General features: G+C 62.7%; 24 protein-coding genes and 1 pseudogene. 8 read left to right on the forward strand and 17 right to left on the reverse strand.

The window, feature by feature from the left end; all coding sequences use genetic code 11:
• Positions 1 to 43 precede the first annotated feature (43 nt).
• The 6 genes from B0G83_RS18465 to B0G83_RS18490 all read right to left on the reverse strand — a co-directional run bounded on the left by B0G83_RS18465 (position 44) and on the right by B0G83_RS18490 (position 4,349).
• Positions 44 to 394, reverse strand: coding sequence for a hypothetical protein (locus B0G83_RS18465; protein ID WP_258167945.1), 351 nt, complete (start codon positions 392 to 394; stop codon positions 44 to 46).
• 1 nt (position 395) lies between these two features.
• Positions 396 to 611, reverse strand: a complete 216-nt coding sequence (locus tag B0G83_RS18470; protein WP_105508811.1) for a hypothetical protein — start codon at positions 609 to 611, stop codon at positions 396 to 398.
• Between the two features lie 177 nt (positions 612 to 788).
• Positions 789 to 2,084, reverse strand: coding sequence for a multicopper oxidase family protein (locus tag B0G83_RS18475; protein WP_105508812.1), 1,296 nt, complete (start codon positions 2,082 to 2,084; stop codon positions 789 to 791).
• A gap of 1 nt (position 2,085) precedes the next feature.
• A complete protein-coding gene (locus B0G83_RS18480) occupies positions 2,086 to 3,519 on the reverse strand; it encodes a TolC family protein (protein WP_374954922.1) in 1,434 nt (477 codons plus the stop codon).
• Positions 3,520 to 3,527: 8 nt separating this feature from the next.
• Positions 3,528 to 3,851 (reverse strand): hypothetical protein, encoded by a 324-nt coding sequence (locus B0G83_RS18485; protein WP_105508814.1) that lies wholly within the window; start codon positions 3,849 to 3,851, stop codon positions 3,528 to 3,530.
• A 90-nt stretch (positions 3,852 to 3,941) separates the two neighbouring features.
• Positions 3,942 to 4,349, reverse strand: coding sequence for a hypothetical protein (locus B0G83_RS18490; protein ID WP_258167946.1), 408 nt, complete (start codon positions 4,347 to 4,349; stop codon positions 3,942 to 3,944).
• Positions 4,350 to 4,538: 189 nt separating this feature from the next.
• On the opposite strand from B0G83_RS18490, the gene B0G83_RS18495 reads away from it, so the two are divergent.
• On the forward strand, positions 4,539 to 4,748 hold the full coding sequence (locus tag B0G83_RS18495) for a heavy-metal-associated domain-containing protein (protein ID WP_105508816.1): 210 nt from the start codon (positions 4,539 to 4,541) through the stop codon (positions 4,746 to 4,748).
• A 44-nt stretch (positions 4,749 to 4,792) separates the two neighbouring features.
• A complete protein-coding gene (locus B0G83_RS18500; RefSeq protein WP_105508817.1) occupies positions 4,793 to 5,200 on the forward strand; it encodes a DUF305 domain-containing protein in 408 nt (135 codons plus the stop codon).
• A 51-nt stretch (positions 5,201 to 5,251) separates the two neighbouring features.
• Here the strand turns inward: B0G83_RS18500 and B0G83_RS18505 are convergent, their stop codons facing one another.
• On the reverse strand, positions 5,252 to 6,061 hold the full coding sequence (locus B0G83_RS18505) for an alpha/beta fold hydrolase (protein WP_105508818.1): 810 nt from the start codon (positions 6,059 to 6,061) through the stop codon (positions 5,252 to 5,254).
• Between the two features lie 135 nt (positions 6,062 to 6,196).
• On the opposite strand from B0G83_RS18505, the gene B0G83_RS18510 reads away from it, so the two are divergent.
• Entirely contained in the window at positions 6,197 to 7,105 is a 909-nt protein-coding gene (locus B0G83_RS18510; RefSeq protein WP_105508819.1) for a LysR family transcriptional regulator, read from the forward strand.
• Between the two features lie 14 nt (positions 7,106 to 7,119).
• Here B0G83_RS18510 and B0G83_RS18515 read toward each other — a convergent pair whose 3' ends face one another.
• The 5 genes from B0G83_RS18515 to B0G83_RS18535 all read right to left on the reverse strand — a co-directional run bounded on the left by B0G83_RS18515 (position 7,120) and on the right by B0G83_RS18535 (position 16,256).
• The gene (locus tag B0G83_RS18515) at positions 7,120 to 8,745 is read right to left on the reverse strand and encodes a tetratricopeptide repeat protein (protein WP_105508820.1); all 1,626 of its coding nucleotides are present in this window, start codon (positions 8,743 to 8,745) and stop codon (positions 7,120 to 7,122) included.
• A gap of 10 nt (positions 8,746 to 8,755) precedes the next feature.
• On the reverse strand, positions 8,756 to 11,416 hold the full coding sequence (locus B0G83_RS18520; RefSeq protein WP_105508821.1) for a DNA-binding protein: 2,661 nt from the start codon (positions 11,414 to 11,416) through the stop codon (positions 8,756 to 8,758).
• Positions 11,417 to 11,641: 225 nt separating this feature from the next.
• Positions 11,642 to 14,749 carry an EAL domain-containing protein gene (locus B0G83_RS18525; protein WP_105508822.1) on the reverse strand — a complete coding sequence of 1,036 codons (3,108 nt, stop codon included), beginning with the start codon at positions 14,747 to 14,749 and terminating at the stop codon, positions 11,642 to 11,644.
• Complete coding sequence (locus B0G83_RS18530) at positions 14,746 to 15,540, reverse strand: ABC transporter substrate-binding protein (protein WP_105508823.1); 795 nt, start codon at positions 15,538 to 15,540, stop codon at positions 14,746 to 14,748. Before B0G83_RS18530 ends, B0G83_RS18525 begins: the two co-directional genes overlap by 4 nt.
• 239 nt (positions 15,541 to 15,779) lie before the next feature.
• Positions 15,780 to 16,256 (reverse strand): potassium channel family protein, encoded by a 477-nt coding sequence (locus tag B0G83_RS18535; RefSeq protein ID WP_308701468.1) that lies wholly within the window; start codon positions 16,254 to 16,256, stop codon positions 15,780 to 15,782.
• A gap of 193 nt (positions 16,257 to 16,449) precedes the next feature.
• Here B0G83_RS18535 and B0G83_RS18540 point away from each other — a divergent pair, with 193 nt between their 5' ends.
• The 3 genes from B0G83_RS18540 (at position 16,450) to B0G83_RS18550 (ending at position 18,104) form a co-directional block, all read left to right on the forward strand.
• Positions 16,450 to 17,091: an MAPEG family protein gene (locus B0G83_RS18540; protein WP_181156945.1), complete on the forward strand. Its 642-nt coding sequence runs from the start codon at positions 16,450 to 16,452 to the stop codon at positions 17,089 to 17,091.
• Between the two features lie 217 nt (positions 17,092 to 17,308).
• Positions 17,309 to 17,596 carry a hypothetical protein gene (locus B0G83_RS18545; RefSeq protein ID WP_105508825.1) on the forward strand — a complete coding sequence of 96 codons (288 nt, stop codon included), beginning with the start codon at positions 17,309 to 17,311 and terminating at the stop codon, positions 17,594 to 17,596.
• A gap of 13 nt (positions 17,597 to 17,609) precedes the next feature.
• A complete protein-coding gene (locus B0G83_RS18550) occupies positions 17,610 to 18,104 on the forward strand; it encodes a dihydrofolate reductase (protein WP_105508826.1) in 495 nt (164 codons plus the stop codon).
• Here B0G83_RS18550 and B0G83_RS18555 read toward each other — a convergent pair.
• Positions 18,098 to 18,469: pseudogene (locus tag B0G83_RS18555) on the reverse strand (methyl-accepting chemotaxis protein); the annotation flags it as partial. The gene B0G83_RS18550 and the pseudogene B0G83_RS18555 sit on opposite strands and share 7 nt — an antisense overlap.
• A 206-nt stretch (positions 18,470 to 18,675) precedes the next feature.
• On the opposite strand from B0G83_RS18555, the gene B0G83_RS18560 reads away from it, so the two are divergent.
• Positions 18,676 to 18,948 (forward strand): hypothetical protein, encoded by a 273-nt coding sequence (locus tag B0G83_RS18560; protein ID WP_146120257.1) that lies wholly within the window; start codon positions 18,676 to 18,678, stop codon positions 18,946 to 18,948.
• A gap of 25 nt (positions 18,949 to 18,973) precedes the next feature.
• Here the strand turns inward: B0G83_RS18560 and B0G83_RS18565 are convergent, their stop codons facing one another.
• The 3 genes from B0G83_RS18565 to B0G83_RS18575 all read right to left on the reverse strand — a co-directional run bounded on the left by B0G83_RS18565 (position 18,974) and on the right by B0G83_RS18575 (position 21,733).
• Positions 18,974 to 19,885 (reverse strand): LysR family transcriptional regulator, encoded by a 912-nt coding sequence (locus B0G83_RS18565; RefSeq protein ID WP_105508829.1) that lies wholly within the window; start codon positions 19,883 to 19,885, stop codon positions 18,974 to 18,976.
• An 82-nt stretch (positions 19,886 to 19,967) separates the two neighbouring features.
• Positions 19,968 to 20,741, reverse strand: coding sequence for an SDR family oxidoreductase (locus tag B0G83_RS18570; protein WP_105508830.1), 774 nt, complete (start codon positions 20,739 to 20,741; stop codon positions 19,968 to 19,970).
• Between the two features lie 200 nt (positions 20,742 to 20,941).
• Positions 20,942 to 21,733, reverse strand: a complete 792-nt coding sequence (locus tag B0G83_RS18575; RefSeq protein WP_105508831.1) for a PhzF family phenazine biosynthesis protein — start codon at positions 21,731 to 21,733, stop codon at positions 20,942 to 20,944.
• Between the two features lie 177 nt (positions 21,734 to 21,910).
• Between B0G83_RS18575 and B0G83_RS18580 the strand changes: the two genes are divergently transcribed.
• Positions 21,911 to 22,990 carry a retroviral-like aspartic protease family protein gene (locus B0G83_RS18580; RefSeq protein WP_181156947.1) on the forward strand — a complete coding sequence of 360 codons (1,080 nt, stop codon included), beginning with the start codon at positions 21,911 to 21,913 and terminating at the stop codon, positions 22,988 to 22,990.
• 45 nt (positions 22,991 to 23,035) lie between these two features.
• Here B0G83_RS18580 and B0G83_RS18585 read toward each other — a convergent pair whose 3' ends face one another.
• Complete coding sequence (locus B0G83_RS18585; protein WP_105508833.1) at positions 23,036 to 24,142, reverse strand: linear amide C-N hydrolase; 1,107 nt, start codon at positions 24,140 to 24,142, stop codon at positions 23,036 to 23,038.
• Positions 24,143 to 24,163: the final 21 nt, after the last annotated feature.

Raw genomic sequence — 24,163 nt, forward strand, 5'->3', positions numbered from 1 at the left:
TTAAAAGCGCGTAAAAGTATGGGCTGATATTGCCGTGATCGCGTTATGCCTGGACAGCTGCGGGATTCAACTCGATATGCAGAATCACCAGCCAGCGCTTCGGGCAGTCTTCCGCGATTCGCAGTTCCTGCTTGCCTTCGCCGCTCTTCTTGACGAAGCCCCTCTCGCGCGCAAAACCGAACGCGCGGCGCGCGTCGGACTGAAGCCAGAGCGTCAGCAGTCCGCAAGTCACGCAGCTGAACAGCCAGATCGTGTCATGAGGCAACGCCGAGTCGAGTTGCTGCGCGACATACGTGAAAATGGTCGTGAGCACCTGGTTCGTGACGAAGGCAATCGCCACGACCTTGCACAGTCCGCGGAACATCATGGCCTGTTTGGGCGATGTCGCGGCCATGTCAGACTCCAAGGATACGGCGCGCTTCGACTTCGGCCAGTTCGAGCGCTTGCGCGGCGCTGTGCATGGGCCGGCCGCAACCGCGCCCGATCACCTGCTGAATCTCCTTGTCGCCGCGTCGGGTCGTCACGCGGAGTGCGCCTTTGAACATCTGCCCCGGCGCGGGAAACACGCAAGCCTCGACGGTCACGTTGCCCTTCGTTTGTTTGAATGCCATACAGCCTCCAGCGAATCTCATCGTAGTTGCGGCGAACCGCCAACCTCGGACGATACGGAAAATGCCGTAAAAAGCGGGCAACGATCGCGGTCGGCGGTGTAAAAAACCTGTGAAAACCGGAGCCTCTTAAGGGTCTGGTCTCGCAGGTTGCCGATCGATAACACGCGACGTCCCGCCTCAACCCGTTGGCAACTCACCGGTGTACTCATAGGCCACCGTGCCTTTCGGATGCTTAAACCAGCCCGGATCGCGATAGTCGTCGCGCGCGAGTCCCTCGCGCACTTTGACGACGCTGAACATGCCGCCCATTTCGAGCGCGCCGAACGGGCCGGTGCCTGTCATCATCGGCAGCGTGTTGTCGGGCAGCGGCATTTCCATGCCGCCCATCGCCCCGCCCGTGCCGTCCATCGCCATGTAGCCGGGCACCAGCTTGTTGATGCGCTGCGCGAGATCCTTTTGCGGCACGCCGATCAGGTTCGGCACCTGGTGTCCCATCGCGTTCATTGTGTGGTGCGACTTGTGGCAATGAAACGCCCAGTCGCCGGGTCGATTGGCCGTGAATTCGATCGCACGCATCTGTCCGACCGCAACGTCCGCCGTCACCTCGGGCCAGCGCGCGGACGGCGGAATCCAGCCGCCGTCCGTGCCCACCACTTCGAAGTGATAGCCGTGCAGATGAACCGGATGATTGGTCATGGTCAGATTGCCGACGCGAATCCGCACCCGGTCGCCGGCACGCACCGGCAACGCGTCGATACCCGGAAACACGCGCGCATTCCACGCCCACAGATTGAAGTCGGTCATCTCGTTGACGCGCGGCGTGAAGCTGCCCGGGTCGATGTCGTACGCGGACATGATGAACACGAAGTCGCGATCCACCCGCATCACGCCCGGGTCTTTCGGATGGACGATGAACGTGCCCATCATGCCCATCGCCATCTGCACCATTTCGTCCGCGTGCGGGTGATACATGAAGGTGCCGTGCTTCTCCAGCTGGAACTCGTAGACGAAGGTCCTGCCCGGAGGAATATGCGGCTGCGTGAGACCGCCCACGCCGTCCATGCCGCACGACAGCAGCATGCCGTGCCAGTGCACCGTGGTGTGTTCCGGCAGCCGGTTCGTCACGAAGATGCGCACCTTGTCGCCCTCCACGGCTTCGATCGTCGGGCCGGGCGCCTGACCGTTGTAGCCCCACAGATTCGCGCTCATGCCCGGCGCCATTTCGCGCACCACGGGTTCGGCGATCAGATGAAACTCCTTCCAGCCGTTCTTCATGCGCCACGGCAACGACCAGCCGTTCAGCGTGGCGACCGGCGTATAGGGGCGGCCATCGGCCGGTGCGAGCGGCGGCTGCATCGTGGCGGCGGCCATCGTGGGTGCTTCGGGCAACGACGCCGCGCCGGCCTTGCTGACCAGTGCCGCGCCCAGCAAAGCGGCACCCGAGCCGCCGAGAAAATGTCGACGTGTCACCATGTCATTGACCTTTGGGTTGACTGGATTCGTTGGACGAGGCGGTTTGCGTCGCCGGTAAGGGAGGCGTGGCCGCCAGCGCGGCAGGCGGCAAACGGCCGCCGAGCGCCTGTTGCAGATCGGTTTCGGCTAGCCAGTAATCTTTCAGCGCGTCGATCGCGCCATTCACCGCGCCGATCTGCTCACGCGAATCGGCGAGTAGTTCGAACACGCTCGCGAGCATGCCGTTATAGCGAAGCAGTACTTCGTCCGAAATGGTTTTGCGGATCGGCACGACTTCGTCGCGGTAGTGCCTCGCGAGCTCGTAGTTGCTGGTATAGGCGGAATACGCTTCACGTACCTCGGAACGCGCGTCGATCGCCGTCTCGCCCAGCCGGTTCGCCGCTTGCAGATAGATCGCTTCGGCCCGCGCCACCTTCGCGCCGCCCCAGTCGAATACGGGAATCTCGACGCTAATTTCATACCCCTGCTCGCGGCCGTCGGAGGTGGTGAAATTGTTCTGGTAACCAAGGTCCAGCGCATTGATGAAACGCGTGGCCTTGCTCAGGCCTAGTGAACTCGCGACGCTTTGCGTTTGCAGTTTCGCCGCCTGAATGTCGAGGCGGTTGGTCATGGCGAAGCGCTCGATGTCGGGCAACTCGGCACGCTGCCGAGGAAGCTCGGGCAAACGCTTGGGTAGCGCGTATTGCGACGCTTGCGGGCCCCACAGGCCCATCACGCGCGTGAGCTTTTCTCGCGCCGCCACCGCCGCCTGCTGCGCTCGCGCACCCAGCGCCATGGTGTCCGCGTAAAGGGCCTGCTCGCGCGCGTATTCCAGCTTGCTGAAATGACCCGCCTGCTGCATCCGCAACGCAAGTTCCGCGCTCGCCTGCGCCGCGTCCGTCACCTGCACCGCGTAGGCCGCGGATTGCTGCGCCGCCACTGCGTTGATGTACGCGCGTCGCGCATCGGCCGCGACTTTTAGCATCGCGTCCGCCGCGAGCAAACGGGTCCGCTCGAAGCGACGGCTTTCGATACGTGTGGCCAGCGGCATCGTCAGCACGTTCATGAGGCCGAGTGTCAAGGTGCGGCTGATGCTCAGGTCGTTGCCGCCGTGAGCGCGGCTGAACGTGAAGCCGGGATTCGGCAGCCGTCCCGCCTGAACCAGATCGGCTTCGGCGATACCTAACTCGCTGTAGGCGGCTTGCAAGCCCCGGTTGTTCAATAACGCAATCTGGACCGCGTCGTCCATCTCGAGCGGTTTGGTCAGCAGTTCGTCGGTGCGTTTGGCGACCGCGTCGCGGTCCTGATCCGTGTTGATGAACGCGGTATCTTTGCCGAGCCGTTGCGACGCCGCGTTGGAAACGGTCGCAAATCCGCCGTCCTTCGAAAACGTCGTGCAACCGGCGAGCAACGCAAGTGCCGCGGCAATGGCCAACACGCGGGGAGTGGGACACATGGGCCGACTCATTTCGGCGGCTCCTCGTGGGACGTACCGTGCATGTCAAGCCCGGCGCCAGCGCCGGCGTCGCCGCTCATGGAATGCATCATTTCTTGATGCATTCCCTCATGACCGGACGACAGTTTCGTTACCGCACGATTGAGCGCCGGCCAGTTCGGCGCATCCGGCTCGCGGTAACCCACGTAGGCCGCGAAGAAGGACGGCGCGCTAAGCGCGGGCGCCGACGCGGCGGCATCCGCCGGGTCGGGAATGACAGGGGAGGTTTGGGCGTGCACGAGCGACGGCAAGCTTGCCGTCGCGGCGAGCAGCGCCGCAATAAACGTTCGCATGAATTGTCTCGTCGTATGCCGTCCCGGCAGCCGATATGCAGCCGGCCGCCGGAGCGAATGGGAACCACGCAGCGCGAGGCTGCGAAAGAACTAGACGAGCGAGAGGCGCGGAGGCCGTTCGATGCCGTCTGTCAGAAACGACGCGACACGAACAAAAGGAGGCAGGGGAACGGTGAACTGAATCGGCTCGATCGACAAGGACGCCGCCGCGCTATTCGGGAACGCGCCGCCGAAACAGCAGGCGGCACAGGTCGAGCACGCGTGCGCATGATGTTCTCCACCGGCCGCGCCGTGATGCGGAAGATCCACGCTATTGCCCATGTCACCGGCTTGCGCGGCCATCATGGCGGCATGGTCGTGATGTTGAAGCTGACGCACAGGCGCTTTCTCGCTCATGGCATGCGAGGAATCGCATGCCATGGAGACGGCCGCGAACGACTGAACCGGAAGGCTCAGCACGAGCAGCACGACGATGAAGAGTTTGCGCCAATAAGACATGGGTACGGAGTCTAGCACGCTGATTAAGGCGGCTGTAAGGCATCGGGATTCGTATAGGTCGGCGAATTCCGATGATCACGACACCGGTCGGAAACATGCGCCAACACCCTTGACCTTACCGCAATGGGAAGGTCCAAACTTGAGTCTGATCACTTATTGACGACGCTTTGAACTCATTGGAGGCAGCAAATGGAATTCGAAATCCCGGATATGACGTGCGGCGGATGCGCCAATGCCGTGAAACGCGCGGTCACCCAACTCGACCCCGCGGCGAAGCTCGACGTCGACGTCCCCGCTAAAATCGTCAAGGTCACGTCGACGCAATCGTCGCAGCGAATCGTCGAGGTCATTGAAGCGGCGGGTTTTCATCCTTCGCCGCGAGCCTCACGAAGCGACTGATTAACGCATCGACCGAGACACCCTTTTTCCAACGGACATCCACTATGAAAAACCTTCGCGCCTTTCGTGCCCTCTGTCTATTAAGCGGCCTGGCGTTCGCCGTCGCGGCCGCGCCGGTTCACGCGCAGCAAAGCGGCACCATGCCGGGCATGCCCGGCATGAAGATGCCCGCTTCAACGGACACCGGCTCGAGCGATTCGACGCAAGCGTTCAAGGCCGCCGACGACAAGATGATGCAAGGCATGAGCGCGCCCGCCTACACCGGCGACGCCGACAAGGACTTCGTCGCGCATATGATTCCGCACCATCAGGGCGCGGTCGACATGGCGCAAGTGGAATTGAAATACGGCAAGGACCCGGAGTTGAAGCGCCTGGCGCGCAACATCATCAAGGCCCAGCATGATGAAATTGCGTTCATGCAGCGTTGGCAGGCGAAACACGGCGTGAAGTAAGCGAGAGGCCGGGGCCTGCAAAAAAAGCGCCCCGGCATTCCTGTATGCACCTCAAGCGTCGCGCCCAACGTGCGCGAGACCCTGGACGAAGTCGTGAATCCGCCCGGCGACTTCAACCGGCGCTTCGAGCGGCGATAAATGCCCGACACCGGGCAGCACCTGCATCAGCGCGTGTGGAATGCGGCCGAGCACTTCCCGCTGCAGCACCGCCACGCTATCCACGCGATCCAGTTCGCCGGCAATGATGGTTGTCGGCACATCGATCAAGGCGACTTCACGCGTCATGTCTTCCCGGCTCGTGGAGCGCGGCCACGCGGCCTTCGCTTCGGGGCCGCCGCTCAGGCTGTCTTCGATCACTTGCCGGCGATGCGCGGGACTCAATGGTTTCGCGCACAACATCCCGTCAATGGACGCTTCGACCGAAGCTTGTGTGGCATACGCGCTTTCCATCTGGGCCAACACGTCGGCCGGCAATTGCAACGGCACCGGCGGCGACGGTGCGACCAGCACGAGACCCGCCAACCCTTGCGGACGGCGCGCCGCCAGCAACTGCGCCACCTTGCCGCCCATCGAATGGCCAATCAGCACGAAGCGCCGCAGCGCGAGCGCGTCGATCACGCGCTGGGCGTCGTCGGCGAGATCGGCGAGCGCGTAACCGGCGGCCGGCCTGTCCGAATCGCCCCAGCCGCGGTGATCCGGCGCGACCGTCCGGTACACGTTCGGCAACGCGGCGATCACGTCGTGCCACGTGCGCGACGAGCCGCCCCAGTAATGCAGAAAGACCAGAGCGGGCGTGTCGCCGCCGTCGTCGAAACCCAGTTCCCTGACGTGAATCCGTACACCGTTCGAGTCGATTTTCATTTGAAACCCCCTGCACGTTGAGCATGTCTCTGCTCGTTATCAAGCATTGAGGTCGATGGTAGATTTAATCGTCTCCCGCGATAATCCCGGTTCCATTATCATGATTCGATCGTAAAACTATCGACTGGAGTCGTAATGGACCGTTTCGCCAGCATCGCGGTGTTCGTGGCTGCGGTGGACGAAGGCAGCCTCGTGGCAGCGGGCCGGCGCTTCGGCCTATCCGCGTCGATGGCCGGCAAGCACCTGAGCAGGCTCGAAGCCGACCTCAAGGTCCGGCTCATGCAGCGCAGTACCCGCAGCCTTAGCCTGACGGACGCCGGCCGCGCGTATTACGCCCGCTGCAAACGCATTCTCGATGAGTTCGACGACGCCAACCGCGAGGCGAGCGACGCGCAGCGGATCGCGAGCGGCATGTTGCGCGTCGCCGCGCCGGTCACGTTCGGCGCGATGCATATGGGCGACGTCGTCACGCGGTATCTGAGCGATCACCCTCAGGTCGATATCGACATTACGCTCGACGATCGCTACGTCGATCTGCAAAACAATGGCATCGACGTCGCGATCCGTGTCGGGCGCTTGCCGGATTCGCAACTCGTCGCGCGTCGGCTGGCGCCGTGCCGGATGGTGATCTGCGCATCGCCGGCCTTTCTCGCGCGCGAAGGTGTGCCGCACACGCCCGGCGACCTGGCCCGCGCGCCGCGTCTCGCGTTCAGCGAGGCCGTGTCGGCGGGCGAATGGACGTTGCTGGACGAGCAGAATCGCCATCATGTGATCGGCGGGCCGCTGCGCATGCAGGCCAACAACATGCAGATGCTGGTGGCGGGCGCACTCGCCGGCATCGGCATTGCGTACGGTCCCACCTTCGTCTTCGGCGAGCACATCAAGGCGGGCAATCTCGTCGTACTGCTGCCGGGTTTCAAGGCGCCCGAGCTGACGATTCACGCGGTTTATCCGTCCGCGCGTTATGTGCCCTCGAAGCTGCGACGGTTTATCGAAAGCCTCGTCGAGGCATTCGGCGACGAACCGCCTTGGGATGCGTTCTAGCCCGCCACTCGACGTTACGCGTCGACCATCCCGGCACAGGCCTGCCGTACCTGTTCGATCAGCGAGGACCACCGTCCGCCCAACGGCTGACGAAACAGCCGTATCGTTCCCGGATACCACGGCGAGTCATCGCGTTCGAGCATCCAGCGCCAGTCGACGGACTGCTCCGGCAGCATCACCCAGCAGCGCGTGCCGACCGACGCGGCGAGATGCGCAATCGCCGTATCCACGCAGATCACCAGATCGAGTTGCGCGATGATCGCGGCGCTGTCGGCCATGTCTTTCGTTTCAGAACCGAGATGCAGCAGCGGTTGAGCGGTGGGCGGCGATTGCGCCTCGTCCTCGCCGTCGCCTTTTTGCAGACTCACGAAGCTCACGCCGGGCACACGCCAAAGCGGCGCGAGCGTCGCGAGAGACGACAGTGAGCGGTTCGCGTCGTTCTGGTGGAGCGGATTGCCTTTCCAGACGAGTCCGATTTTGCGGCCTGGAGGAAGCATGGCGAGGCGTTCGCGCCAGGCGTCGACGAGCAACGGATCCATGGACAGCCGCACGGGCGGCGGAATCGTTTCCGTCGTTGTCCGCAGGTAAAGCGGCGCGCTCAACGGACTGGTCCAGTAGTCGTAACGCGACGCCGCTGCCCAGCCCGCCTCGTGCGTCAGTACCACGTCGACGCCCTCGACCGTGGCAAACAGCCGATGCAGCGACGCCGCGCACACAAACGCGACCTGCGCCGCGCCTTGCGCCTTTAGCAGCGGCAAATAGCGGCCAAAATGAATCGCATCGCCGAGTCCGCCTTCCTGCCAGACCAGCAGCTTTTTCCCAACCAGCGACTCGCCTTGCCAGCGCGGACGTCCAACAACCTTCTGCGTCTTGTGCTGCATCGACCCGGGGTCCGCGTGACGCGCGTCGTACAGCCGCCAGCCTTCGTCGAAGCGCTCCATGCCCAGCAGCAGCGTGGCCAGCGCGAACCGCGCCATGTGATAGTCGTCGCGAACGGCGAGCGCCTGCCGGTAGGCCGCCTCCGCTTCCGGCAGACGGCCCAGTTCCTTCAGGACGTTGCCGAGGTTGCTATATCCCATCACGAAGTCGGGCCGCAACGCGATGGCTCGCTGATAGGCGTCGGCGGCTTCGCTCCAGCGGCCTAGCGGTCTCAGCACGGTGCCGAGGTTGTAATGAAACTCGAGACGATCGGGCAGAAGCCGCGACGCCTGCCGGTACGCGCTTTCCGCTTCGGCCATGCGCGCCTGGTCCTGAAGGAGTGAGCCGAGCTGGTTGTGAACGTCCGCGAGATCCGGGCATACATCGAGCAATTGGCGCAATAACGCTTCCACGTCGGCCAGACGGTTGAGTCCTTTCAGCAAGGTGGCGAGGTTCAGGTACGCATCCGCGAAACGAGGATTCGTTTCGATAGCGCGGCGCCAGTAAGACTCGGCGTCGGCGATCTGACCCAGGCCGAGCGAGCTGACGGCCGCGAGTTGCAACGCCTCGGCTAATTCCTGGGCGGGCAACGGCGGCCGCAAGTCGAGCAGCGGCTTCACCTTGTTCAGCGCATCGACGAATCTTGCCGACGGATCCGGCGGCTGCGCTACCGCTTCATCTTGTGGGGTGCTGGAAGCTTCGCCAGGAAAAGACGGACACATAACCGGTCGATCAGCGCTCGATCTTCGACATGACCGCCGTGGTCGCATCGTAGCGATAACCCTTCTGCGCCAGTTGCTGGGCCATCGTCGCGCCGATCAGTTTTTGCTGCGTGTCGCGCGATATCAACTCGTGATCCGGCTTGAGCCGCTCCAGTTCCGACGCGAGCCGTCGCACCAGCACCACTTCTCCGGTGCTGCGCGCGTCGATGAAGATGATCCGCTCGCTCGCAAGACCCAGACGTTGCTTGAGATCTTTGGCATGCGCCACCCATTGCTCGGCATTCGCGTGAAGCTCGTCGAAGGCCTTGGTGTGCGCTTTGGCCTGGGCTGCCATTTGACGCTGCAACGCGGCGATTTCCTCGGCGCTGTCGGTCTCGTCGTCTTTGACGTCTGGCTGCGGGTGGCGCCGATTATGTTTGGCGGCGGCGTGCGGTCGCTCCGCGATGCGCTGCTGAAGTTGCACGGCATGCTGCTCGGCGGCGTCCGCGCGTTCCTTCGCGGCAGTGGCTTCGTGCGAAAGGCGCGTCAGTTCGGCGCTCGCGGCGGCCGCCGCCGCAGTCAGCGTGGCGACATGTTCGCGACTCGCGTCGAGTTCCGCCGACTGCGCCTGACGGCCGTTGTCCAGTTCGGCGAGTTGCTGCCGCGCGTGATCGTGTTCCTGCGTGAGTCGCGCGATCTCGGCCTCTTTACCGGCGACACGCCCGGTCAGTACTTCATGCGCCTGGCGTTCTTCCTCGAGCGTGGTTTTCGTCGCGGCGAGCGCCGCGCTTTCCGCCGACACACGCTGCTCCAGTTCCTCGATACGTGCCTCGGCGGCTTGCGCGCGCGACATGGCCGTCGCTGCCTCCTGCGCAGCACGTTCCGCCTCCGCCGACGTAGCCTGACCGCTGTCGCGCAACATGGCCGCCTGCTGCTGCGCGTGATCGCGTTCCTGCGTGACCCGCGTTATCTCAGCGTCTTTGCTTGAGACGAGTTCGCTTAATACGTCATACGCCTGGCGTTGTTCTTCGAGCGTGACCTGGGTGGCCTCAAGCGCCGCCGTCTCCGCCGACGCCTGCTGCTCCAACTCCTGAATTCGCGCCTCGGCAGCTTGCGCGCGGGACGTGGCCGAAGCCGCGTCGTGCGACCATCGCTGCGCCTCTTCCGACTTCGCCTGACACGCGTCGTTCAACGTCGCGATCTGCTGCTGCGCGTGATCGCGATCCTGCGTGACGCGCGCGATCTCGGCGTCTTTGCCGGCCACCACCATGATCAACGCCGCGCGAGCCTGCCGCTCTTCTTCGAGCATCGCATTCGTGGCCGCGAGCGTGGCGCTTTCCACCGACGCCTGCTGCGCCAGTTCCTCGATGCGCGCTTCCGCCGTCTGCGCACGCGTCGTCGCCGCGGCGGCGTCTAGCGACCACCGGTGCGCCTCTTCCGACTTCGCCCGATACGCCTCATCCGACGTCGCGAACTGCTGCCGCGCGTGATCGCGGTCCTGCGTGACGTGCGCGATCTCGGCCTCCTTGCCGGCGATCACGGCGATCAGCGCTTCACGCGCCTGGCGCTCCTCTTCAAGGGTCGCGCGGGTGGTCTCCAGCGCGGCGCTTTCCGCCGACAGACGCTGCTCCAGTTCTTCGATACGCGTCTCCGCGGCTTGCGCACGAGAAGTCGCCACAGCTGCGTTTTGCGACCAGCGGCTCGCTTCTTCCGATTTCGCCTGACACGCGTCGTCCAGCGTGGCGACCTGCTGCCGCGCGTGGTCGCGTTCCTGTGTGATTTGGGCGATCTCAGCGTCTTTGCCCGACACCACCGCGATCAACCCGTCACGTGCCTGACGTTCGTCGTCCAGCGTCGCTTTGGTGGCTTCCAGCGCGGCGCTTTCAACCGACGCGCGCTGCTCCAGTTCCTCAATGCGCGCCTCGGCAGTCTGCGCGCGCGACGTGGCCGCCACCGCGTCCTGCGACCACCGGTCCGCCTCGTCCGATTTCGCCTGACAGGCCTCGCCCAACGCCGCGATCTGCTGCTGCGCGTGATCGCGTTCCTGCGTGAGCCGCGCTATTTCGTCGTCTTTACCCGCCGCAACCGCCACCAGCTCTTCACGCGCCAGACGTTCCGCTTCGAGCGTCGTATTGGCGGCTTCGAGGCTCGCGTTGTCCGCCAACGCGCGCTGCTCCAATTCCTCGACGCGCGCCTCACCCGCTTCCGCGCGACGGCTTGCCGCCACCAGCTCCGCTCCGAGGCTCAAGGCCGTGTCTTCCGATACCGCCAGCGCACGCGTCTGCGCGGCGAGCCGCTCGCGCCCCGCTTCGACTTCTTCAATGGCCTTCTGATACTCGGCGAACGCCTCGTCGCGTTCCGACAGCGCGGCGTCGAGATGCTCGCTCAGCGCGCCGAGGCGCTGGTTGAACGCTTTCTCCGCCTCGTCCTGCGAAGCGGTCCAGATGCGATCCGCGGCGCTCATGATGGTTTCGGCTACCCCGGTCGGCAAGCCGCTTTGCACCTGCAGGTCCGGCGTGCTGGGCAGGCGCGCTTCGCGCCAGCGTTGCAGCGCCTCGACGATCGCCACCAGCGACCCGCCTTCGAGTTCTTTCCAGATGGCGACGGGCGAGACGCGTTTGTCTTCGTCGACCATGCGATCGGCGATCGCGGCGACCCGCTCATCGGTGATTGTGTCTACGTCCCTGGACATAAATGCCTCAAAATCAATGTGGCCGGGCGGAAGAGATAAAGTCTCCCATACGTTACTACGTCCCGCCACACTCTCGACGAAAGGAAAATGACAGCTACCACGCTGTGGGCCGGCGACCGGGTTCGTGCCGTCAGGCACGAGCGCTGCCTTCGACTGGCTGCCGTATCGCGAGCTTTACATTCATCCGCGAATCCGGCTAGCCGTGTTCGATGACAGGTATCAGGTTTATTCGGCCACGCAAGGACGCGCTTCGCGCTGCCGCAATAGCGCTTCGAAACCTTCCACGGGCAGCGGGCGGCAAAAGTAATAGCCCTGATACGCGTGGCACCCGGCGGCCGCCAGGAAGTCCCGCTGCGCCTCGGTCTCCACGCCCTCGGCGATCACGCCGAGGCCCAGGCTGTGCGCGAGCGCCACGATGGTTCGGGCGATCACGGCGTCGTTCGGATCGACCAGCACATCCCGCACGAACGAGCGGTCGATCTTCAACTGGTCCAACGGCAAGCGCTTCAGATACGAAAGCGACGAATAACCAATGCCGAAATCGTCGAGAGAAAAGACGACGCCTTTCGCCTTGAGCGCCGTCATCTTCTGAATAATGTCCTGCACGTTGTCCACCAGCACGCTTTCGGTCAATTCCAGCTTCAGGCGGTGGGGCCTCGCGCCGGTTCGACCGATAATCGCCACGACCTTGTCCACGAAGTCCGGTTCGCGGAACTGCTGGGCGCTAACATTGACCGCGATCGTGAGATGCGCCATGTCGGCTTGCCGGGCCCACGCCGCCAGTTGCGTACAGGCCGCCTCCAGCACCCAACTGCCCAACGCGAGAATCAGCCCGGTTTCTTCCGCCACCGGAATGAAATCGGCCGGCATCACGATACCGCGCTGCGGATGCTGCCAGCGCACCAGCGCTTCGACGCCGGTGATCCGGTCGGCGTCGATCTGCGCCTCGTAATACAGCAGGAACTGGTTCTCTTCGATCGCCGTGCGCAGCCCCGCATCCAGCGCGGCCCGCTCCATCACGACTGTCTGCATGTCGGGATCGAAAAGCCGCACGGCATTGCGGCCTCGTTCCTTGGACTTGTACATGGCCAGATCGGCCTGTTTCAACAGTTCGTCGATCGACGCCTGATGGCCGATGAACACGGTTGCGCCAATGCTCGCGGTGCTACGGTATTCGATTTCGCCGAGCTGATACGGACTGCCCAGCACCGCGAGAATCGTCTCGCCGAGGGCTTCGGTCTGTTCGGCAGCCCGCTGCCGTTCTTCATGCAGATTGCCGAGCACCACCACGAATTCGTCGCCCCCCACTCGCGCCACGGTGTCGGTGTCGCGGACGCTGACGGCGAGACGTTGCGCAACCTGCTGCAGCAGCAGGTCGCCTTTGTCGTGGCCGAGCGTATCGTTCAACGTCTTGAAGTGATCCAGATCGATGAACAGCAACGCACCGCACGCGTCGCTGCGCGCGCTCGCCGTCATCGCCTGCTTCAGGCGCTCCAGCAACAAGGTGCGGTTCGGCAAACGGGTCAGTGCGTCGAAGAACGCGAGTTCCTTGATGCGCTCTTCCGCGATCTTGCGTTCGGTAATGTCGTGGTGGGTGCAGACATAGTGGCTGACAATGCCGTTCTCGCCCATCACGGCGGAGATCGTGAGCCACTTGGGGTAGACCTCGCCGTTCTTGCGGCGGTCCCAGATTTCTCCCTGCCAGCCGCCGGCGCGATGAATCGTTTCCCACATGGTGCGGAAGAACGCGACGTCGTGACGGTCCGAGCGGAGTACCTGCGGCGTTTTGCCGACGATTTCTTCGGCGGTGTAGCCGGTGCACTCGGTGAAGGCTGTGTTCACGCGCAGGATTTTAGCGCCGAAGTCGGTGATCATCATCGGCTCCATCGAGTCGAATGCCACCGCCGCGATCCGCAGTTCGGCCTCGGCCTGTTTGCGCTCGGTGATGTCCCGGCCGCTGGTGCGAAAGCCGATGCGATTGCCCCGTGAGTCGCTGATCGGTACCCACGAGACGGACAGCCAGATCAGCGTGCCGTCCTTGCGAACGCAACGAAATTCGAGGTCGTCGCCGCGAATGCCCCGCAGGCCCTTCTGAATTTCAGGCATCACGCGCGTAATATCCGCCGGATGAATTACCGTGCCGGCAAAATCCGGCATCGCCATGCATTCGCCGGCGGTATAGCCGATGTACTCTTCCACGGACGAATTGATCCAGCGCGGCTTGCTGTCCGGGCCCCACCAGACTTCCCAGTTGACCGTGCAATCGGCGATCGCGCGAAACTTCTCCTCGCTCTCGCGCAGTTCTCTCGTCATCGACGAAGCGAGCCGCAACGCGCGGCCATGGCCGGTCATCATGAGCCAGGTGAGCAGCGCCAGCAGCAGGCTCAGGCCCGTGCCGGTGGCGGCGATCTGCAGCGCGGCATTACGGCCGAAACGGGCCTTGAAATCGTCCTGGGCGCTCATCGACAGCGTCCAGTCGTGCCCGCCGACCACCAGGTATTCATTGGCCGACATGTCGGTGGACAAGTGTCCCGCCGACCCGGGCGTTCTGTGCAGCAGCGCCGCGGGCGACGGCTCGACGCCGTCGTAAATCGCGATCGAGAGGCCCGGCGGCTGCTCGCCGTACAGACTGGCGACCACGTCGTGCATCCGGAACGATGCATAGACCCAGCCGACCAGATGCGCCCGTCGCTGGGCGACGGTTTCCTGCGGCTGCCCGCGTGCGTAGACCGGCAGATACATGATGAAGCCGGGGCGCGCATTGGGCTCGGTATCCACCACCAGGCTGACCTTGCCGGACACGGTGGCCATGCCGGAGTCGCGCGCCTGCTCCATGGCGCGCCGGCGCACCGGGTCGGCCCACGCGTCGAAGCCGGGCGGCATGCGATTCAGGCCGACCGACGGCGAGCGTTGAATGACGGGCGCGTAATCGTCGCGCGCGCCTTCGGGGAGAATGGCGTAGCCGCGCACGCCCTGGCGACGCATCGCGCCGATGTGATCGTTCTTTTGCGCCGCCGGCACCCATGCAACCAGACCGATGGCCTGAATACCGGAGAAGTTGGCGTCGAGATTGAGCGTGTCGACATAGTCGCGAAAGCGCTCGCGGTCCATCTCGCCGCCGGCGGCGAACAGGCTCTGCACGCCGCGCAACAACAGCTCGTACGTGCCCATGCGCTGTTCGATGCGGCTGACGGCATCGCCCAGCGAGAAGTCGAACTGCGTGAGCAGCTCATGACGCGCGGCTTGCCGCTCATGGTCCCACAGCACCCACGTCACGCTGAGCGCGGCCGACAGGACCAGCAGCGGCAGAACGGCGATCCGCGCCCAACTCACGGCGGCGTCGGGAAATCGACCATCGCATCGGCGAGGTCGGGTTTGAAATACTTCTCGAACAGGCGCCGCACGGTGCCATCCGCGCGCATTTCATTGACCAGCGCGCGCCACTTGCCGCGCTCGGCCGGCGACAACGCCCGCTTCGACATGATCAGGCCATGAGGTACGGCAGGATCGTCGAATTCCACGATGGTGGTCACGTCGCGGATGTTCTTTTCGTCGATTGCAGGGTAATCGAAAGGCTCGATGATCATGCCTTGAATGCGCCGGAGAATCAGCGCCTGATACAGCGGATCCAGACCGCCCGCCTGGCTGACGCGGTTCTGGGCGGCCAGCGCGTCGACCAGGCGGTTCGCCGATTGGCTGTAGCGGAAGCTGCGAATCACGCCGAGCTGGAATTGACTGTTGCGTTCGAAATCGACCGGGCGTTGAATGCCGGCGTCTTTGCGCACCAGCAAATAGTATTTGTTGCTGAAGTACCAGGCGAAGTCCGCGTACTGATTGCGTTCGTCGTTGGCAATGCCGGACAGGCTGAAATCGAGGCCGCCGGATTCGATCAGCTTCCAGATTCTGGCCCGCGACATGAGGCTGACACGAATCTGGCAGCCGCTGCGGCGCTGTAGTTCGTCGGAGAAATCCTTGTCGATCCCGCTGTCCGTATCCACGGAATAGAGCAGGCCATGATCGTGTAACGCGAGCGTAAAGGTACGCGAACAGTCGGGACCTGCGGCGAAAGCGCTACTCAAACAACTCAGCGCCAGCAGCAGGCCACCAAGGCCGTGTCGAATCACAGTGGCTCCATCGTGCGAAGGAAGGTGGCTTAAATAACGCGTTCGATCCGAGGACACGCTTCACGCAGTATCGGCAACGCGCTGCCGTTCTTGAGCGGCGGTCGTATTTTGGCAGCTATTGTGGCGGGTTTGTATTGTTTACGTCGGAATTTTGCAGGGGCGCGAGCGGCGCCGTACATAGTGGCCCACCTCAATGGCAGCTTGACGATTGCCATCCACGCAAGCTCGAAAGTTCGCGTTTAGCGAGGTAGCAGGCCGGCCCGCTGTGCGGCGAACTGGATCGCGTAAACCGCGGAAGCGGTGACCACGCCCGTCAACAACACGCCGAGCAGTCCGAGCAGGACTGCGATGATTCGCCCCAGCGCGAAGGTCGGCACGACGTCGCCGTAGCCGATGGTCAGCGCCGTGACCGCGCAAAAGTACAAGGTCTCACCGAGCGACGACGGCGCTCTCGACGCCGCGCCGACGGTCCCGCCGAGGTAGTACATGGCGATCGAAAGCATGAAGAAGATCGCCAGCAGGATGGCCAGAATGTGGCGCAGGAGCCAGAGAACCCGCGTGAACTCAGCAATCGCGTCGTGCGCCCGGATCTGGGCGCGGGCATTGCCGTGGGCAGAAGGGTCGTCCATGTGATGAACCTCGCGGATTAGCTGGCTTCTTTTTATGGCCAGGAAGAAACCTGAAAGCAGAGGGACTGCCCGGTCGACTGCGTACATTGCCCGCTATCGTTGGGAATAGCAACCTGGTCGACTGCCGCACCGACGCATCGGGCAATTCCGGCGGCATGCAAGCGTGCCTCTCTCTTCAGGAGAGCGTTCGTTTGCCGCGCATTACACTACTGCGCAATAGACCAACGCGCGGGCACGGCCGGTGCCGATGCCACCGCAACCATCGCCTGGAGGAAAACCCATGAGCGTCCCTGCCCATTCCGCGTCCGACTTTCGGCGGCAGCGCGCCGTCGGCATGGCCGGCATCGCGGTCGCCTCGCTGTTCGCCTCAGGGCTTTGGCTCGGCATCGAGCTGGGGATGTCGCCATTGGCCGGCATGGACAACCTCGGCGCGCGGATGCTGCTGACGCTCAAATGCTGCTGCGCCGCCGTGCTGTTCTGCCTGGTGACGGGTATCGAAGCCGTCGCGCACGAGCGATTGACGTCGCCTGCATTCGATCCGCTGGTGGGCTTCGAGACACGCCGGTTGCGCGTCAATCAACGGTACCTGCAGAACACGCTGGAACAGATCGTCGTGTTCGCCGCCGCGTTGTTCGGGCTGGCCGCCTACTCGCCCGACGGCTCGTCCATGCGTGCGGTCGTGGCGACGACCGTACTCTGGATCGTCGCGCGCGCCGCGTTCTGGCTCGGCTATCATCGCAGCGCGGCGTTGCGCGGGCTTGGCGCACCGGGCATGGCGATCAGTATGATCGTGCTGCTTTATGTGGTGAGCCGGTTTGGACACGAGATCGCGGGGACGATCGGGGCTGTGGTGCCGCTCGTTGCGTTTGTCGCGATCGAGGTGGTGTTGTTTTGGGAGACGCGGCCGGTGAGGGACGATTGATTTGAGAAGCTCGATCGAGCCGGCCGTCCGATGCGATCGTGAGCGGCCCCTACGCATCTCCGATACAACTATTGCCGCACTGCCACAAACGCCTATCAAGCACGCATGGACCGCCTATGCACTTCGAAGAAGCTAATCGGACGCACTCTTCACGTTCGATGGCGCGCGCGATCCGGGCAGTCCCTAACAGAAGCTTGTCTTCAACGACTTCACTTCCATGGAATTTCATGTCATCGCGCCCAGCATCGAACTCACGCTGGAGCAGCCCTTTGTCGAGATCGTCAACCGCAACGCTTGCATCGACGCAAGAACGTCATCCAGGGTCGCGTCGACCGGGCACGACATGACCGTCTTTCACAACGACGGACAATTTCTCGCATGGGAACTCTTCAACTGCCTGAAGTGGTTGTGGCGCGGTGACCTCAAAACGACAAAGCGCTACCTCATCAAACTGGGCAAAGCGATTGAGGCTTCTGAAGGAGATCCTCAATCCGCCTCCGAATAGCAGCGAGACAATCATGTTGAACGGCAAACGAATTTCAATGGTGGCCGCCATGGCTACCAACCGCGTAATCGGCGCGGCAAACGATATTCCGTGGAAAGTACCCGGCGAGCAACGCCGCTTTCGCCAACTCACGGAAAGGCATCTCGTCGTGATGGGACGCCGCACTTATGAATCGATTGGCCGGCCGCTTCCCAATCGGGATGTACTGGTCATCGGCACTCAACCTGTCGTTGCCGCGGAAAACGTGACGACCTGCCATTCATTTCAACAAGCCGCCGAACACATCGCAAACGACAGGCGTGGCGAAGTTTTCATCGCGGGCGGCGAGAAGATCTATCGCCTGTTTTTGCCGTACGCGGACACGATCCATCTCACCGAAATCGATTTGACGCCACCGGGCGACACGCTATTTCCAGAACTTCCCGCAGCGGACTTCGATTGCATCGAGAACATCCGTGTGGACGGACCTACGCCCTATACCTTGCTGACCTACCAGCGTGTCGCATAGATCGCGAAGCCACAGCCCTGCTCGCCAGCGCGCGCCGCTTCGACCGCCGCGTTCAACGCGAGAATATTGGTCTGAAACGCAATACCGTCGATGATGCCGATGATGTCCGCGATCTTCGACGAGCTCTCGCTGATCTCGCTCATCGTACCGACCACGTTCGTCACGACCTGACTGCCGTGCCCGGCGATGTCGGAAGCATTCGCCGCCAGACCGCTTGCCTGACGCTCGTTCTCCGCGTTCGCCCTCACCGTGCCGGTCAACTCTTCCATACTCGCCGCGGTTTCCTGTAACGAGGCCGCCTGTTGTTCCGTGCGCGATGAAAGATCCGTATTGCCGGAAGCAATTTCCTTCGACGCCGTGCTGACCGATGCGACCGATTCCCGCACTTCGGTCATGACGCCTTTGATCCGGTCCATCAACTGGTTGACTTGAGTTGTTGAGCATCAGCTTCGTTTTTCCCGACGATCTCTTTACAACCGCACCACGACGAGTATCGTTAGACAGGACCTTCTTGACTGTCCGAATTAGAGCCTTACAATTTCGCTCTTTGATAATAAAAATGGACCACTCGATGACCGCCCTGTTTTTCAAACGCAGTTTGACGTTTTCCATTCCCTTGTTACTCATCAACCTGGCGCTTCAATATCACGAGGCCGGCACCCTGACCGGCTACGAAGTCGCCGTAAGCCTGGTCATATTCCTGCTCGCAGGCGTGTTATTCGAAGCGATGGATTCATGGCGCAAGCGCAGGATCGCGAAAAGCAGATTCGCATTTATTGCGGAGACAGCCGTCTGGACAGTTATCGCTATCGGTCTGTTCGTGTTCTTTTACCGAATGAGTTGAGCGGTGCATATGCCGGGCGCGCTATTCATTTTCGCGCTTCGAGTTGCGGCCGGATCAGCGCTTCGAACCATTCGATAAATGCATTCAGGCGTCGCGACCGCTGGCGCCGGTGCGGATATAACAACGAAACGGGCATGGCCGGCGCGCGAAAGTCCGGCATGACTTCAACCAGTTCGCCGCGATCCAGCAAGTGCTGCACATCGAAGCGCGGAATCTGTATCAGCCCGACCCCCGCGAGACAGCAGGCGATATAACTCTCGGCATTATTCACGACGACCTGCGAAGTCACGGCAACGCTGCGAAGTTCGCCGTCAACGACGAATTCCCACGGCTGTTCCCGCGCGGTGGTGGGCGACGCATAGCCCACCATTTCGTGTCCTTGCGCGAGTTCGTCCGGCAGACTCGGCGCGCCTTTCGCGCGAAGATAATCGGGGCTCGCGCAGTTGATCACGGTGAAATGGCCCAACGGATGCACCACGAGACTGCTGACCTGAAGATGACCCGCCCGGACGACGCAATCCACGCCTTCGTGAACAAGGTCGATTGCGCGATCGGTCGATCCCAGTCCTAATTGCAAACGTGGATAGCGGCGCAGGAAACCGGGCAGCGCGGGGGCGATCAAACGGCGGGCGATCCGGCTAGGCACGTCGACGCTCAAGCGGCCGGACACTTCTTTCTGGCGCGTCTGGAACAACGAGTAGATGTCTTCGACATCGCCGAGCAACGGCCGTACGCGATCGAGCAATTGAATGCCGTCGGCAGTGAGTTGCACACGCCGCGTGGTGCGATGGAGAAGCCGCGTCGCGAGGCTCGACTCAAGCTCCTGAACCGCCGCCGACACCGACGCGCGCGGCAAATCCAGCGCATTGGCCGCCTTGATGAAACTCCCCATGTCCGCGACCTGGACGAAGATGCGAAGCTGGTCGAGTTTATCCATCGGTGCTTCCTTCAAGGCTTCGTTCGACGGCACAGCGGGCCGCCGCGGCTAGCCTGAGCAGCCACGGCGCCGCATGTCGGGATTACTTCGTGGTGTAGCCACCGTTGATCAGAATGGTTTGACCGGTAATCCACCAGCCGTCGCTCACCAGATGACGAATGAACGGAATCACGTCTTCTATATCGGTCAAGCCGGTTTTGGAAAACGACGACAGTGCCGCTGCAGTCTTGTGATACGCCACGGCATCTTCGCCTTCGGCGGGATAGAAGAACGGTGTATCCATCGGTCCCGGTCCAATCGCATTGACCGAAATGCCGCGCTGCCCGAATTCCTTCGACGCCGCCCGCGTGAAATGCTCGACCGGCGCCTTGGTGCCTTCATACGCGGCATAAAACGGCGTGTACGCGCCCAGCAACGACGTGACGAGCGTCACCACCTTGCCATGGTCGTTGACGTTCTTGCCCGCCTCTTTCAGAAAGAAGAAAGCGGATTTCGCGTTGACCGCGCTCATCTCGTCGTATTCCGCCTCGGTGATTTCGACGAAAGGCTTTTTGAGTACCTTGCCCACGGTATTGATCGCGATGTCGGGTTTGCCCACGGCCGCGATCGTGTCGGCGAATAGCTTCTCGACGGCGCTCGCGCGCGTCAGATCGGCCTGAAATGCGACAGCACGTGCGCCCGCTGCCTCGATGGCGGCCACGGTTTCGTCGGCGGCCGCCTTGCTCGACGCGCTGTTGTAGTGAATCGCCACCGCGGCGGCGCCTTGCCTGGCCAGATCCCGCGCGATCAGGCCACCGAGATTTTTCGCGCCACCGGCGATCAGAACGATCTTCCCTTTGATTGAATGGTCAGCCATGGGGTTCTCCATCTGTGATTGGTAGGGAGTTCGAGTCTAATCGCCCGATGTCGATAGATCAGGCCTTGTTTTCTGGATAGATCATCCAGAGAACCCGACCAATGACGGAGATTGGCGGCTCGTTCTGGAGAACCTGGTCGACGGAAATCATTGAATGCGCCTTTGCTCTGATCAAAGTGGAGCGTGCGGCTTCCGGTAGGTCAGACCTTGCTTCGTACCGCCCGACCGCCCACTTGCACCGCGCCGCTCCGATAACGAGCCTGCAGTGTGCACGGTTGGCCGCATGCATCGCCCTGCAGCAAGGTGATGTTTCGCTCGAGCAACGATGCCAGCGCACCGGCCGCCACACCCGTTGCCGGATCTTCCGCGTGGGGCGCGAGATGGTTGAAATTGCGACCCGCGTAGACCCCGTCATGCAGGCGGCAGTAAACGTATAAGCCCGACACGCCCTGCTCCCGTCCCCAACCGACGATACCCGGCAGATCGGGCTGCAAGGCGTCGAGCACGCGTTGATCGGCCACTTCCACCAACAGCTTGGCGCTGCCCACCGACGCGAGCCTCGGCAAGCCGATCAGATTCGCCGGCTCGGTCTGAAGCAGATACGCCGCGTCGGCGACCCCGACACTCAGCGGTGGACAACGCTGCGGACTCACTTCGACAAAAATGCCTGAGTCGATACGCGCGGCCTCGAGCACTTGTGCGCGCATGCTCGTGACGAACCGGGCCTGCTGAATCTCCGGATTGCGCTCGAAGAACACCGCGCTGGCAGCGAGCGTTGCATGCAGGCAAAGCGGGCTGCGCATGTGCGGATAGAAATAATCCAGTTGCGTCTCACCGGCCGAATTCGTGTCCACGAACACGGTCGCCGCCGCGTTTTGCCGCTGGGCAAACGCGAGGCGCTCGGCCTCGGCCAAAGCCGATTGCTCGACCACGATAGCCGCGTTGCCGGTTCCGTCATGACGGCCAAAGCAAAGCATGCGATGGAGTTTCATTGTTTTCATCTGCGTGCGATTTAGAGTGGAAATTATCCTTCAGTTCATGCTGAATCGCTTCCTTAAATCGCCGACGCGTGATTACAATTCGCCGTCGCGGAAAATCACGGTTTGCCCAGAATGACAAATAACATCGACCACGCATCCATAGAATCGAAACCCGCTTGGGTACCGGGATTGAATCGACGCACGGCACTGCGCTTCTGCGTCAGCGGACTGGCTTTCCTGATAGCCGGTTGCGGACCTTCTATTCCGGACGAGATCCAACCTGCCGTCGATCACTATCACCTGAGCTCCGTGGCCGCGAGCGATCTGACCAGGATGGATACCTCGCGTGCGCTCTCGCAGCTAGCGCGAGAGTCGTGCAATAGCGACGCAATGGGCGCATTGAGCGCACAGCTCCAACGGGCCGGCTACCGGCGCGAAGCCGCCAACGCGCTGACCCAGTTCGTGGACCAGTGCGGCCGCGCGGACGGCTTTCTGGATGCCGCGGCGCAAGACCTCATCGCCGTGCGCGACTATCGCGCAGCCACGGCAGTGGCCGACCGTCTCGTGCAGACCAACTCCGTCAATCCGCAGTTTTACTTCACGCGCGGCCGTGCGCGGGAAGGCGCGCAAGACTATGAAAAAGCGCTCGCGGACTACATGCAGGCCATCGCGCTTTTGCCTGATCTGTTGAACGCCAACGGCGACCTGTTCATGCGGGCCGCGGACATGCAGGCGAAAGCGGGACACTATTGCGAAGCGGTCAGCGTGATCCGTATGTGGACGACCGCCGAGCCAAGTCATGCGAACTATCCGCAGGTGAACCAGCAGATCGCGGCTTATGCGGCGCATCAGTCCTGCCAGTCTTCGTACGCTGCCGGCAACGACACGTTCGCACGCAAAGCCGGCACGACGATTCTCGTCAAGGCGCTCGTGAATGGCGTGAGCGGCACGTTTATCGTCGACACGGGCGCGACGTATGTGCTGTTGACGCGCAACTTCGCGCACCGCGCGCAAGTGCCGCTCGACACCGCCCGCCAGATCCAGATGACGACGGTGAACGGCCAGCGGCAAGCGCTGTTGACCTCGGCATCGTCGATCAAGGTTGGGCGAGCCGAGGCCGAACGTGTCGAGCTGACGGTGGACGGCCCCGCCGCGTCGTCGCTGGGCAACGGTGTGGATGGGTTACTTGGGCAGTCGTTCCTGTCGCGGTTTCAGACGCAGTTCACGCCGACGCAATGGTCGATTCGGCCGGCGGGGTCGAAGGGCTAGACAGGGCGTGCGCGGCGCGTCGTGCCCATCTAGCCAGGTGCGGTATCAAGGCGCCGGCATGAATTTGAACGACGGCGTCGCGACGAATGATCCCGAGACCTCGCCGGAGAAAACCTGCCCGGCGTCGATCGTCAGCTTCATCACCGGCGCGCCCGGCTTCAGATTCAGATTGTGCAGCGACACCCAAAACGTGTCCGGCCGCGTCGACGAGTCGAAATAGTAGACGAGGTTCTTCTGGTCGGACACGGTGCGCCAGATCGTCGACGATAGATTCGGCTGATCCGGCGTCGAAATACCTAGCGGCACGCTGACCGACCGCATCACACTCATCACGCCGGCCACGGCCTGATAGGCATACGACCGGTTCGGCACGCCGGCAATGTAGTTCGGGTCGAGTTGTTTGGGGATCGCGTCGAGTAGAAACGACGCCCGCACGAAGCGGTCGGCCGCGCGATTCGTACCCGGCAGAAACGTCAGGCCGCCCACGCCCTTCCAATAGGTATCGAGCGCGAGCTGTTCGCTATAGATGGGCGAATTCGTCATGATCTTGAACGCCTTGCCATGATGAATCACCAGTTTACCGTCGAGGTATTCAAGGATCGCCGAATCGCCCTGCGCATCGGAGAGCGAGAGATGGATCGTCAACGGCTTGCCGTTCGGCAACGGCGGCGCAATGATCTGAAACGGCTCGCGACTCAGCACGTCCAGCGCCTGGGCGACCGTGGCGAAATTGTCGAGCGCATATTGCGCCCATAGACTGATCGACAAAGGCGCGCGTTTTACGTCCGGTTTGCCGAAATCGGTCTCGGAGAGATACAGCGCATTCGCCACGAGCCCGCGTTCGTTCATTCCGTCGACGCTGCCGATCTCGTAGCCGGACACCACCACGCTGCCGTATTTCGACGTCCAGCGCGGCGAGCGTGGACCGGCCGCGCCGTCGCGTTCAATGCCGGCGGGAAAGACCCACAAGTTGGAACGCATGTCTTCGGACCAGTCCATCGACCGGCCCGTGATGACGAGGCCTTCGTCGCCGGTATAGAGCACGCGGGTGCAGCTTTGCGCACTGTCGGTGCCCAGCAGGGCAAGCGCCACGAGCGTGACGAGCGCGACAGCGGAAATCGTGGTGCGAAAGCGGCTTGCGAAGCGGGACATGAGGTGCTCCTTTGCTCTTCG

It is taken from the genome of Paraburkholderia sp. BL21I4N1, assembly GCF_002973525.1.
Taxonomy (GTDB): domain Bacteria; phylum Pseudomonadota; class Gammaproteobacteria; order Burkholderiales; family Burkholderiaceae; genus Paraburkholderia.